Genomic DNA, 12,648 nt, shown 5'->3' with positions numbered 1-12,648 from the left:
GCGTCAGGTTCCTTGGGGGTCCAGCTCCGCGGGCACCGCCAGCGCGGCGGGCGCCGGAGGTTCGGCGCCCCATCCGGCGCGCCAGCTGCGCAACTGGAAGACCCAGGCCAGCACCTCGGCCACGGCGGTGTACAGCGCCGCGGGAATCTCCTGGCCCAGTTCGACATGCCGATACAGCGCGCGCGCCAGCGGCGGTGCTTCCAGCAGGGGCACGCGGTGCTCGGCGGCCAGCTCGCGGATCCGGGCTGCCACCAGGCCCGCGCCCTTGGCCACCACCCGCGGCGCGGCCTGGCCCTCGGCGTAGCACAGCGCCACGGCGTAGTGCGTGGGGTTGGTCACCACCACATCGGCGCGCGGCACCTCGGTCATCATGCGGCGCCGCGCCATGGCGCGCTGCTGTTGGCGGATGCGCGCCTTGATGTGCGGATCACCCTCGCTTTCCTTGTGTTCCTGGCGCACATCCTCCTTGGACATGCGCAGTTTCTTCAGATGGCTCCAGACCTGCCACGGCACGTCCAGCATGACAATGAAGGCCAGCGAAGCGACGATCAGCGCGCAGCACAGCGCCACCAGCGTCAGGGCGCGCACCAGCGCCTCGGTCGGCGCAGCGTGCATCAGCGCCAGCATGTCGTCCTGGTGCATGACGATGACGACGGCCGCCACGCCGCCCACCAGCAGCGCCTTGGCGAGCGCCTTGAAGAGCTCCACCGCCGTTTGTGCCGACACCATGCGCTTCAGGCCGGCCAGCGGGCTGAGCTTGGAGAGATCAGGCAGCAGCGGCTTGGACGAGAACACGAAGCCGCCCAGCAAGACGCTGGCCAGCACCGCCACCGCCATCAGGACGCCGAAAACCGGCAGCACCACCCACAGCGCCTGGCCGGCGCCGTCGACCGCCTGCGCCACCATCGCGCCGGTATCGCGGCCGACCCGCGCATCGAACCCCAGCCCGGCGCGCAATACGCCGGCCAGGCCGCGATACAGCAGCGAGCCGCTCAGCCACAGGCCGCCGACGCCGGCGGCCAGCAGCATGAAGGTGCCCAGCTCGCGCGAACGCGCGATCTGCCCCTCTTCGCGCGCCTTTTCCAGGCGCCGGGGAGAGGCGGCTTCGGTTTTTTCCAGATCGCTTTCGTCGGCCATGCTCGGGATGTCGTCCGCCGCCCGCGCGTGTCGAGATACGGGCGGCCCGGCGAGATTCTAGGGGTGCGGCCGGCCGGACGATCACCCAAGAAACAGGGGGAAAGCGGCGCTATTCGCCGGCCCTGCCCGCCTCGCCCTGGCCGGCGCCCGCGAGCAGGCTGTTGAGCTTGCCCGCGGCGGCCTGCAAGGGAGGGAGCAACCGCTGGATATCGAAACGCGTGGCGGGCATCACCAGGGACAGCGCCGCCACGCACTTGCCGAGCCGATTCAGCACCGGCACGGCCAGCGCGAGGATGCCGGGAATCTCGAGGCCGCTGGAGACGGCATACCCCTGGGCCACGACATCGGCCATCACCCCGGGGTCGGGCAAGGCCGCGCCCTGGTCCCGCAGGTACTGTTGCATCGCCGGCTCGGCGTAGGCGGACAGCACCCGGCCCGAAGCACTGATCTCGAGCGAAAAAGTCGTGCCCACGTGGACGTCGGCCCGCAGCATTCCCTTGGCCTCGACGCGCTTGGCCAACACGACCTGCGCCCCGCTGATCACCGCCAGCGAAGCTGTCTCGCCGGAGGCATAGACCAGTTCCTGGAGCACGGCGGTGGCGCGTTCGCCCAGGCTGGCCTGGTCGAACGCCGCCTCGCCGACGCGCGCCGCGTGCAGTGTGAGCCGGTAGGCGCCGTCTTCATCGACTTCCACCCAACCGGCTTCGATCAGCGTGACCAGCCGCTGATACACCGTCGCCCGGTTCCCGCCCTGGGCGGCAACGAGTTCAGCCAGCTTCAGCGGGCGGTCCGACGCGCCCAGCAAATCCAGGACCGCCAGCGTCTTCAATACCGAACTCAGCGCGCGAACGCCACTGCCACTCCGTTCTGCCATGGCCCTTGATGCTTCCTCTATATGGGGCGCCCATCCTAAGGCATCGGATTTTCACTGTAAACCGACCCAATTTATGCGGGTTTTCCCGGCCTAGGGATTTCCCGCGAAACGACGGCGACTTGATTTACGGCAAAGCGCGAACCCGATAGTATTCTATTTGAATCATCATGATTCTATTAGAAGACAAATAGATGCTGAGTTGCAAAGGACGTCCATGACGATCGAGTCGCCCGTCGCCGCCGTTTCCACGACACACCCCATGCAGTCCGAACGCCTGGCCATGCTGCAGCCCAGTCGCATGAGCGTGTCGCGGCTGTTCATGGCGCGCGCCATCCGGGAACGCTGGCGCATACGCCGGGTCCGCTGGGAAATCGACGGCCGGGCCCGCGGCCAGGCCGTCTATCACATAGACACGCCGGCCATGGCCCTGAGCTTCGCCATTTACTCGTTCGAGCCGACCGTGGAAGGCAAGACCGGCCGCATCATCGGACGCTCCTGGGACATGATGGGCGCGCTGGTCGAAGGCCGCATCTCGGAAGCCGACCTGCAGACCACCGCCGTCGAACTGCCCAAGCTGTACGAAGGGCGCGCGACGCCCGGCACGCTGGTCTGGGCGCGCGCCAATCGCAGTTCCCGGGTGTTCGAACACACTGTCGCGGCGCTGGCGGCGGGGCGCCAGCCCGATATCGCCGAGCTGGCCCAGGTCTGCTACCTGATGCGCAACACCGGGCTGGACGGCAACGGCACATTCGGGACCCGCAGCTACCGCACGCTCGAGGCCGATCATCCGCTGCGCCGGCCACTGGACGCGCAAATGCTGTCGGCATACATGATGCGCGTGTTCTCCATCGACCTGGCCCACCATCTGGCGCGCGCGCGCAACCCGCTGGCGCCGGAGATCGACCCGGCGATCCAGCGCTATCTCGGCGTCGGCAACGGCTCGGCCCTCGGGCTGATCCTGTTCGTGAACAACCACCCCAGGCTGATGCAGCAATGGCTGGCCGCCCGCCAGGCGGCGGTCGACATGGCGTGCTCCCTGGCGGCGCGGCCGGACGACCCGTCAGTGGCGCTGTTGCGGCGCCTGCTCGAGCGGGCCATTGTGTTTCGCCGGCAGGACCGCATGGAATATGAACGCTTTGCCGACAGCGCCATGGTCGCGAGCGAGTTGCAGAGCCTGCTGCAACGCCTGGAGGAATATGCGGGCAACGGGACCTATGCCGGCGCAGCGCCCGACATTCCGCCCCTGGCGGCACTGGTCGCATGGGCCCGCCAGTCCTTGCACGAAGAAAGTGTGCAGACCTTCCTGGGCCTGTTGACCGAACTGGTGCCCGACTACTGCGACGCCCGCGCCGAATCATTGAGCGCGGACGAGGAATTCATGACGATTCCCGACATGAGCGTAGCCGAGTTGCGCGGGCTGGTCGAGCGCGAATACGCCTGGACGCACTCCCTGGATCTGGACAGCGAGGCCTCGCGCCGCTACGTCTGGTACAAGTCGGCCACGGCCGAAGAGCCGCGGCGGGGCCCCGCCGCCGAGATCGAATACGTCTACAACCTGGGCCTGGACCTGCCGCGACTGGTCCGCGCGCTGCTGGCCGACCTGGCGCGCTGCGCCGACGACACCAGCACGGCCCATTTCCTGCTGCGCCACCCCGGCTACCGCGCGATTGTCGCGCGCATACAGTCGCTGCGCGGGCTGGACCTGCACTCTCCCCACATGGACATCATGAGCGAGTCCTTCGTTCCGGTCGACATCGTCCGGCTGATGAACGTCGGCCTGCATGGTATCGACAAGGCGCGCGACTACCTGGGCCGCAATCTGCGAGGCGTGCTGTTCCATGGCGCGCCGACGCCCGCCGATATCGAACGCGGCGCCGACCCCGTCTGGTTTTTCCCCAAGGAACCCGCATAAATGACTGTACACACCCGTTCCGGGCAGCGCGAGCTTCGCATTTCCGTGCGCGAGGCCCGTCTCATTGCCGAACGCATCCTGCTTACCTGCGGCGCCCCGGCGGGCTATGCAGCAGCCCTGCGCGACACGGCGCTGGCATCGCAGGGGCTCGGACTGTCCGGCCTGCGCGGCCTGGCGTCGCCGCAGGCACGTGCAGCGCTCGCCGCCGACCTTGCGCGCCTGGGCGACATCCGCGAAGAAATCGACGCCGGCCGCTTCGACGGCGCCGGGTTGCACGCATGGTGCGTGGCGCCCCTGCTGGCCGATCTGCTGGTCGCGGCCATGCGCAAGTCGGGCTGCCCGGCCGTGCGCGTGCGCCACGTTCGCGAGCCGGCCGAACTGATGTGCGTGGCCCCGCTCGCCGGGCAGCACGGGCTGCGGCTGGACTGCGAGCCCCATGCCGACGGCGCGACGTTGCGCCCACGGTGGCTCGACCCGCTGCCCGGCGCCTGGGACACGCGCGACCCCTTGCTGGCGCACGGACTGCGGCACGGCTACCCCATGCCGGAAGACCTGTGGTGGGAACTGTATGCAGCGTCGAACAAGGCGCTTTCCCCCGACTCCGTGGCCTCCAGGCGCCATGCCGGGCCGACCATCGTGCAGGACGACGGCACCGTGATCGGCCGCGCGCCCGCCGATGACGACACCGACCTGACTCTGCTGCGTCACCCCCATGCCGGGGCGCAGGGCCCGGACTCCCTGATTGCATCCTGACGGAGAAGCAAGTGATTATTGACGGTTTGCAGTGCGGACATTTCGACCGCGACGTATTCGAATCCCTCCAGCGCGGCAACGTGGGCTGCGTCACCGTGACGCTGGGATTCTGGGAAGGCACGGTGCAGTCGCTCGAGGCCATCGACCGATGGCGGACGCTGGCGCGCGCCAACGCCGACCTGGTGGGCATTGCCCGCGGGGCAGCCGATATCGAGGCGCTGGCCGGCCAGGGGAAACTGGCGTTGATACTGGGGTTCCAGAACGCCAACCTCCTCGAGGGGCACATCGGCTTTGTCGAACTCTTCGCCGATCTGGGCGTGCGCGTCATCCAGCTCACGTACAACAACCAGAACGAGCTGGGCGGCAGCTGCTACGAAGAACACGACAGCGGCCTGGCGCGATTCGGCAAGGAAGTGATCCGTGAAATGAACCACTGCGGGATCGTCGTCGACCTGTCCCATGTAGGCAACCGGACGTCCCTGGAAGCCATCCAGTACTCGGAAAAACCGGTGGCCATCACCCATGCCAACCCGGATGCCGTCTACCCCCACAAGCGCAACAAGACCAGCGATGTCCTCGCCGCGTTGCGCGAGCGCGGCGGGATCATCGGCTGCGCGGCCTATCGGAACATCGCCGGCGACGAATACTGCACCACGGTCGACAAATGGTGCGAGCTGGTCGCCCGCACGGTCGATATTGCCGGCATCGACCATGTCGGCATCGGCACCGACCGCAGCCATAACACCACTCAGCGCGACCTGGACTGGATGCGCAAAGGCAACTGGACGCGGGACGTCGATTTCGGAGCGGGATCGCAGGCCCGTCCCGGCAAGGCGCCACCGCCGGACTGGTTCACCCGGGTCGAACATCTGGGCGAAGTGATACCGGCGTTGGCGCGCGCGGGTTTCAACGACGAAGAGGTCGCCAAGATCACGCACCGCAACTGGCTGCGCGTCTACCGGGCCGCGATTGGCGCCTGACATGGCCGGCATGCCTGCTCCCGTCCCGGCTGACTGGCACGCGCGCGGCCAGCGGGTGCTGGCGCGCCCATGCCGGCCGGTGAACGGCGCGCCGGTCGAGCGCGCGCTCAACGCCGAGCTGTGGACGCGGGACGGGCGCCGCCATATTGACTTCTCGGCACGCGCCGGCGTCATCGGGCACCGGCATCCGCAAGTCGTGGCTGCGATGCTGCGCGAGCTGCGCGATCCGCGCAGCTCGCAAGCCTGCGCCGCGCTCGAACCCGACGCCATCCGGCTCGCCGAACGGCTCGCCGTCCTGCCGGACCACGGCCCGACGCGGCGCGTAGCCCTGCACGGATCGGACGCGGAGGCGCTCGAAAGCGCCGTGATGCTGGCCCGGCGATACACCGGTCGCCCGGCGCTGCTGGCGTTCTCCGGGTCGACGCACGGGCACAGCCACCTGACACTGGCGCTGTCCGGGCGGAGGCACTCGCACAAGGCGGCCGGCGGCGCATACCCTTCATATGTGCATCACCTGCCGTTCCCGCACGCATCACTCGGCGTGTCGCTGCACGAGACGCGCCGCGCATTCGAGCTGCTGACCCAGGCCACGATCGCATCGTCCGACATCGCCGCGATCGTGATCGAGCCGATCCAGCGCGACGGCGGCATCCTGCCCTGCTCCGCCGAATTGCTGAGCTACCTGCGCGATCTGTGCGACGCGCACGGCATCATCCTGGTCGCTGACGAGACGCGCAGCGCGCCGGGGCTGTCGGGCCGCCTGCTCGCGAGCGGTCATTTCGCGGCCGAGCCCGATCTCATCGTGATGGGCGGGCCGCTGGCGGGCGGCATGCCGCTGGCCGCAATGATCGGCAAGACCGTCGTCATGGACAGCATGCCCGACGGACTGTCCACGGGCGAAGTCAATACCCTCGCCCTGGCCGCCGCCCATGCCGTCCTCGACGTGGTGGAGCAGACAGGGCTGCGCGAACGCGCCATCGCACTGGGGCGGCACTGGACCGACCGCATGCATGGCCTCGCCCCAACGCGCCTGACCCTGGACGTCCGCGGCCTCGGGGCGATGCGGGGTGTCGAGCTGCGCGACTCCGCCGGCGCGCCCGCCGCCGCGCAGGCACACGCCATCTGCGATGCGTGCCGCGAGCAGGGCCTGATCCTGCAGCCGGCCGGCCCCAAGGACAACGTCGTCCCGTTCCTGTTTCCACTCACCACTGAACTGGCCGTGCTGGACGAAGCGCTCGACATCTTCGCCGACGCCCTCCGGCGGACAGGGAATTGACCAGCCGCCGACCACCTCAACTTGGAGCCGCAATGACAAATTCCGCTTCGACCTTTACCGCTGGACGCCGCAGCCTCCTCAAGGGCCTGGCCGCCGGCGCCGCCCTGGCGGCCCCATGGGTGGGCCGCCGGGCCCACGCCGCGGAAACCCTGTACGTGAATACCTGGGGAGGCACCTGGGAAACCGCGGCGGCCCGCCATCTGTTCGAGCCGTTCCAGCAATCCAGCGGCGCAACCATTCGCTCGGTCTCGCCCGTCTCATTTGCCAAGCTGGCCGCGCAGGCGCGCACCGGCGTATACGAGTTTGATGTCACCACACTGGGCGGCGCCGACCTGGTGCGCGCCAATGAAGCCGGGCTGATCGAACCCATCGACACCGGGATCCTGCAAAGCGAAGGACTGGACGACGGGCAGATATACCAGAACGGCGTCGCCTCGCACGCCTTTGCCACGGTCATCGCATATCGTACCGACCGCTACCGGAACGGCGGCCCGACCGACTGGCGGGCATTCTTCGACCTGCAGCGCTATCCCGGGCCCCGCAGCCTGCAACGCCATGCGCCCCGCATCCTGCCGCTGGCCCTGTTGGCCGACGGCGTGGCGCTGGACGAGCTGTACCCGGTCGACATCGAACGCGCCCTGGCCTCGCTCGACCGGATCAAGCCTTCCGTGCGGGTCTGGTGGACACAGGGCCAGCAATCGCAGCAACTGCTGCGTGACGGCGAAGTGGACGCCGCCGCCATCTGGCACGGCCGCGTGGTGGAGCTGATGCGCCAGAAGCAGCCTGTGCAGATCGTGTGGAACCAGGGCCAGGTGGACCGCGCCTACTGGGTCGTCTCCAAGGGCTCGCCGCGCGCCAGGCTTGCCTGGCAGTTCATCAATGCCTCGGTGCGCGGTGAACGCCTTGCCGGCTTCTGCCGCGAGGCCGACTACGGGCCGCTCAACCGCCAGGCGTTTGCATACATCCCGGAAGCGGATGCCCGGATGATGCCCACCCAGCCGGACAACTACAAGCAGTTGTTCGAGCAGAACGTCGAAAAGCTGGCGCCCCAGCTCAACGACATCGCGCGCCAGTTCGACCGCTGGGTCGTCCGCTGAGCGCCCGTCCTGCCTGGATTCCCCATGAGTGCAATACCTACGCAAAATCCGCACCGGCTGCGCTATGCGCTGCTGCTCGCGCCGGTGGTCATCTTCCTGGTGGTGTTCTTCGTTGTGCCGCTCGGCCAGGTGCTTCTGCTCAGCGTCAGCGACCCGACGTGGAGCCTGGAACATTACCGCTATCTGTTCTCCGACGGTTTCTTCATCGGAGTGCTGGTCACTACCTTTCTCACGGCCCTGGGCGTCACGCTCACGTGCCTGCTGGTGGGCTACCCGCTGGCGTACGCGGTGGTGCAGATCGGCGGTGGCTTCGCGCGCTCTGCGCTCGTCCTGGTGGGCCTGAGCCTGTGGGTCAGTTTCCTAGTGCGAACCTATGCCTGGATGGTGATCCTGGGCAACCGCGGCCCCATCGTCCGCCTGTTCGAATTCCTGGGGCTGGAACACGGCGAACTGCTCTTCACCCGGTTCAGCTCCACACTCGGCATGGTGCACGCCCTGCTGCCCCTGATGGTCATGACGCTCTACTCGGTCATGCGCAAGATCGACCCGGCCTATGTGCGAGCGGCGCGCGGACTGGGGGCCAGCGGCTGGGCGGCCTTCCGCACCGTATTCCTGCCGCTCAGCGCACCCGCCATCGTCAACGGCTGCACGCTGGTGTTCATTACCTGCCTGGGCTTCTACGTAATGCCCGTGCTGCTGGGCGGACCGAGCGAGCAGATGCTGGCCGGCCTGATCGGACAGCAGATCGAAGAGCTTCTGAATTTTGGCGAAGCCGCGGCCATGTCGGTCGTTCTGCTGGCGGCCTCGCTCGCAGTGTATGCCGCCTACAACCGGGTCTTCGGCCTCGACAGATTGTGGGGAGAGCAGCAATGAAAGCGCTGCGCTGGATATCCATATTGATCGTCGCCTTCGTGGCCGCCCCGATGTTCATCGTGGTGCCCATGTCGTTCAGCCATTCGCAGTCCTTCGAGTTCCCGCCTCCAGGCTATTGGCTGGGCTACTACGAAGCCTACTTCAGCGACCCGCGCTGGACGCTGCCCACGCTGAACAGCCTGTTGATCGGCGCGGGCACGGCGCTCCTCACCATGGTCCTGGTCGTACCGGCCACTTTCGCGCTTACCCGCGCGCGCTTCAAGGGCCGCAACGCGTTGAACCTTCTGCTCATCCTGCCGCTAACCGTGCCGCACATCGTGGTGGCCCTAGGTTATTACTACTACTTCGGCGAACTCGGGCTGGTCCAGAGCCGCCTCGGGGTCGTGCTGGCCCACACTTGCCTGAGCGTCCCGGTCGCCTACCTGATTGTCTCGGCGACGCTCAAGGGTTTCGACCGCAATCTCGAACGGGCCGCCCAGAACCTGGGCGCATCGCCGCTGCAGGCATTCTTCCTGGTCACTTTCCCGGTGCTGCGACCCGGCTTCCTCGCCGCCGCCCTGTTTTCGTTCGTGCACTCGTTCGACGAGGCAGTGGTCTCGCTGTTCATCTCCGGCCGGGATGCCGCGACCCTGCCGCGCCAGATGTTCGACAGCTTGCGCATGCAGGCCGACCCGGTGATTTCGGTCGTCTCCACCCTGATCCTCGTAGTCATGATCCTGGCGCTGGCGATCCCGCGCCTCGTGCGCCGCGCCCGCCGGGCCGCAACCGCGCCGCGGGCGTCCCAACCCTCGCCCGTGCTTGGCGAACGTCTGGAGAACTCATGCTGAATACCCCGGTTTCCCGCCGCGATGGCGGCCCCGATGACCACCTGCACATCGATGCGCTGCGCAAGACTTATGACGGCCGGCAACACGCCGTGGACGGCGTCAGCCTGACGCTGCGTCAGGGCGAGTTCGTGACCTTCCTTGGCCCGAGCGGGTCCGGCAAGACATCCACGCTTGCAATGGTGGCGGGCTTCGAAACGCCCACGGCCGGCGAGATCCGCCTGCGCGGCGCTCCACTTACCGGCGTGCCGCCGCACAAGCGCAACATGGGCATGGTGTTCCAGAACTATGCGTTGTTCCCGCACATGAGCGCCATCGAGAACGTGGCCTTCCCGTTGCGGATGCGCAAAGCCGCCGCCGCCCAGGCAGAGGCCCGCGCCCGGCGCGCGCTCGACGTGGTCGGGCTGGCGCAGCACCGGGACAGGCTCCCCAAACAATTGTCCGGCGGCCAGCAGCAGCGCGTCGCCCTGGCGCGGGCGCTGGTATTCGAGCCTGAAGTCCTGTTGCTGGACGAACCGCTGAGCGCCCTGGACAAGAACCTGCGCGAGCAGATGCAGCTCGAGATCAAGCGGCTGCACACCGAATTCGGCATCACCAGCATTTTCGTGACGCACGACCAGTCCGAAGCAATGACCATGTCGGACCGTATCGCCGTCTTCAACGCGGGGCGGGTAGAACAGTTCGCGCCGCCGATGGAGGTCTACGCCCGGCCGGCCACGCATTTCGTCGGATCCTTCATTGGCGAAAGCAACTTCTTCAGCGTGCGATGCCTGGACGGCGCTCGCGGCGAGTACGCCTGCGACGCACTGGGCCGAACCTTGCGCGCGCCCTCCGCATCGGCGCACGCGCAGGGCGCCGCGTGCTTCATGATGGTCCGCCCGGAATCGCTGCGCCTGCTCGGGCCCGCCGATGCGGCAGAACAGGACAACGTGCTCGATTTCGAGCTGACGGGGATAGTGGATTACGGCGCCAGCCTCCTGCTCAGCGGAACGAGCGGCGGCCTGCCCGTGCGGGTGCGTGTGCCCGGCGCCGCGGCCAGGGGCCTGGCCAACGGCTCGCGCCACCGCGTCGCCTGGGACATTGCCGACGGACATATCGTGCCGCACGACTAGGCAGGATGGCCGCAGGCCCACTATTTCAAACCAGAAGGGGAAAACCAGTGAAGACAAGCACGTGCTTGCGCATGGGCGCAGGCCTCGTCCTGGCCGGCGCCGCCGCCACGGCCACGGCGCAGAACGTTACGCTCTACGGCGTGGTGGACTCATACGTCGGGGCGATCAACAGCAGCGGCCGCACCGAAAAATCCGTGGACAGCGGCGGGCTGCAGGTTTCGCGGTTCGGGCTGATGGGCGGCGAGGACCTGGGCGGAGGCACCCGGGCCATATTCCGCCTGGAAGGCGGATTCAACACCGACAACGGTACCGCGTCCGTATCCGGACAGATGTTCGGACGGCAGGCCTGGGTCGGTTTCGCCAACCAGGACTGGGGCGAGTTCCGCATCGGCAAACAGAACAGCGTTTTCTTCAACATGCTGGGCAAGATCGCCGCATTCTACGGCGGCACGTTCGCCGCCGGCCTGGGCACGCAGTCGGGCTACAACTTCCGCAATAACAACGACATCAGCTATAGCTCGCCGCGCTGGCGCGGCTGGCGCCTGGAAACCCATTACTCGCTGAGCGACAGCTTCCGCCACAGCCGCGCGGGGCGCGTATGGCAGGCCGCGCTCGAGTATCAGCAAGGGCCGTACTATTTCCTGGCCGCGCATGTGGACAATACCTTGCCGGGCGCCAGCGACGAGCTGTACGACGGCACCAGGAACCGCCAGACGGCGATCGGTGGCAGCTACGACTTCGATCCCGTCACCGTCTACCTGGGATACTTCCGGAACCGGCAGAGCGATGGCAGTATCGACAAGGACCTCTATTCCCTCAGCGTCGCATTCGACCTGACGGCAGCCGATCAGCTAAGCCTGGGCTGGACCTATATCGACGTCAAGGCCGACGACGCCAACACCGATCCCGCCAAGTTCGACGGGGCGTCGCACGCCAATCACTACGGCATCATGTATCTGCACCGCCTGTCCAAGCGCACCACTCTGTATGCCGCGGGCGCCTGGATCGACAATGGCGACGGCCTGCGGTACGCCATCGGCGCCGCCCAGGCGCCCAGTAGCGACTGGCGCAACCGGCCTCTGGCCGGCGACGCCACCAAGGGTGTGCAGTTCGGCATCCGCCATGTGTTCTGACAGCCCGGCCGCGGCGGCCGCGCCATGCCGCGGCCGCGCTAGAACCCCAGGCTGGCCAGCAGGTCGTCGACCTGGTCCTGGCTGGTCACCACGTCGGGCTTGCCGGCGGGGCTGACCTGGGGCCCGTTGAGCAGCGTCTGGGCCTCGTCGCGGCGCTCCTGCGGCACGTTGTCGAGCAGCACCTGCAGCAATTCCCGCTCGATCGCGCCGACCACGTCCATCATCCGCATGATGACCTGGCCGGTCAGGTCCTGGAAATCCTGGGCCATGACGATTTCCATCAGCCTGGCCTGCGTCTGCTGGGTCTGTGCCGGGACGTCGGCCAGGAAGGCGCGCGTATCCGCGACCAGCGCCCGGGCTTCGGGCAGCTCGAGCGGCTGGTCGAACCATTGCTGCCAGCGGGTGTCCAGGGCGCGGGCCGAGCGGGCCAGCCCGTCCTGGAGCGGGCCGGCCGCCTCGGTGGCGTTCAGCACCCGGTTGGCCGCCTGCTCGGTCATCTGCGCCACGTAGCGCAGCCGGTCGCGGGCGTCGGGAATGGCTTGCGCCGCGTCCTTGATGGCCTGGTCCAGCCCGAGCTCGCGCATGCTGTCGCGCAGCATGCGCGTCAGCGAGGCAATGCGATGGATCAGGTCGGAGGGGTCGGCGCCGCCGCCGGTATCCGTTGCGCTCATGCTGCC

At 67.8% G+C, this 12,648-nt stretch carries 12 protein-coding genes; 9 read left to right on the top strand and 3 right to left on the bottom strand.

The genetic code is table 11. From position 1 onward, the window contains the following. Window positions 1-3: 3 nt before the first annotated feature. The gene (gene flhB / locus ACKTT0_RS19275; protein ID WP_407851382.1) at window positions 4-1,137 is read right to left on the bottom strand and encodes a flagellar biosynthesis protein FlhB; all 1,134 of its coding nucleotides are present in this window, start codon (window positions 1,135-1,137) and stop codon (window positions 4-6) included. A gap of 109 nt (window positions 1,138-1,246) precedes the next feature. Beyond that, complete coding sequence (locus ACKTT0_RS19270; protein ID WP_407851381.1) at window positions 1,247-2,011, bottom strand: IclR family transcriptional regulator; 765 nt, start codon at window positions 2,009-2,011, stop codon at window positions 1,247-1,249. A gap of 214 nt (window positions 2,012-2,225) precedes the next feature. Between ACKTT0_RS19270 and ACKTT0_RS19265 the strand changes: the two genes are divergently transcribed. The 9 genes from ACKTT0_RS19265 (at window position 2,226) to ACKTT0_RS19225 (ending at window position 11,971) form a co-directional block, all read left to right on the top strand. Continuing rightward, on the top strand, window positions 2,226-3,923 hold the full coding sequence (locus tag ACKTT0_RS19265; protein WP_407851380.1) for a hypothetical protein: 1,698 nt from the start codon (window positions 2,226-2,228) through the stop codon (window positions 3,921-3,923). Then, window positions 3,924-4,676 carry a hypothetical protein gene (locus ACKTT0_RS19260; protein WP_407851379.1) on the top strand — a complete coding sequence of 251 codons (753 nt, stop codon included), beginning with the start codon at window positions 3,924-3,926 and terminating at the stop codon, window positions 4,674-4,676. A gap of 11 nt (window positions 4,677-4,687) precedes the next feature. Then, window positions 4,688-5,656 carry a dipeptidase gene (locus ACKTT0_RS19255; RefSeq protein ID WP_407851378.1) on the top strand — a complete coding sequence of 323 codons (969 nt, stop codon included), beginning with the start codon at window positions 4,688-4,690 and terminating at the stop codon, window positions 5,654-5,656. A 1-nt stretch (window position 5,657) separates the two neighbouring features. Continuing rightward, complete coding sequence (locus ACKTT0_RS19250) at window positions 5,658-6,932, top strand: aspartate aminotransferase family protein (RefSeq protein ID WP_407851377.1); 1,275 nt, start codon at window positions 5,658-5,660, stop codon at window positions 6,930-6,932. A 32-nt stretch (window positions 6,933-6,964) separates the two neighbouring features. Then, on the top strand, window positions 6,965-8,029 hold the full coding sequence (locus ACKTT0_RS19245; protein ID WP_407851376.1) for an ABC transporter substrate-binding protein: 1,065 nt from the start codon (window positions 6,965-6,967) through the stop codon (window positions 8,027-8,029). A gap of 24 nt (window positions 8,030-8,053) precedes the next feature. Further along, window positions 8,054-8,902 carry an ABC transporter permease gene (locus tag ACKTT0_RS19240; protein WP_407851375.1) on the top strand — a complete coding sequence of 283 codons (849 nt, stop codon included), beginning with the start codon at window positions 8,054-8,056 and terminating at the stop codon, window positions 8,900-8,902. Beyond that, window positions 8,899-9,729 carry an ABC transporter permease gene (locus ACKTT0_RS19235; protein ID WP_407851374.1) on the top strand — a complete coding sequence of 277 codons (831 nt, stop codon included), beginning with the start codon at window positions 8,899-8,901 and terminating at the stop codon, window positions 9,727-9,729. Before ACKTT0_RS19240 ends, ACKTT0_RS19235 begins: the two co-directional genes overlap by 4 nt. Further along, window positions 9,723-10,838 (top strand): ABC transporter ATP-binding protein, encoded by a 1,116-nt coding sequence (locus ACKTT0_RS19230; protein ID WP_407851373.1) that lies wholly within the window; start codon window positions 9,723-9,725, stop codon window positions 10,836-10,838. The genes ACKTT0_RS19235 and ACKTT0_RS19230 overlap by 7 nt, the downstream gene beginning before the upstream one ends. Window positions 10,839-10,909: 71 nt before the next feature. After that, a complete protein-coding gene (locus ACKTT0_RS19225) occupies window positions 10,910-11,971 on the top strand; it encodes a porin (RefSeq protein ID WP_407851372.1) in 1,062 nt (353 codons plus the stop codon). Window positions 11,972-12,009: 38 nt separating this feature from the next. Here the strand turns inward: ACKTT0_RS19225 and cheZ are convergent, their stop codons facing one another. Next, window positions 12,010-12,642, bottom strand: a complete 633-nt coding sequence (gene cheZ / locus ACKTT0_RS19220; RefSeq protein ID WP_407851371.1) for a protein phosphatase CheZ — start codon at window positions 12,640-12,642, stop codon at window positions 12,010-12,012. Between the last annotated feature and the right edge of the window lie 6 nt (window positions 12,643-12,648).

Origin of the sequence: Bordetella saccharivorans, from assembly GCF_045862855.1 — a bacterium.
GTDB lineage: Bacteria > Pseudomonadota > Gammaproteobacteria > Burkholderiales > Burkholderiaceae_B > Bordetella_A > Bordetella_A petrii_F.
The sequence above is the reverse complement of the archived record's forward strand: the minus strand, read 5'-3'. Positions and strand labels throughout refer to the sequence as shown.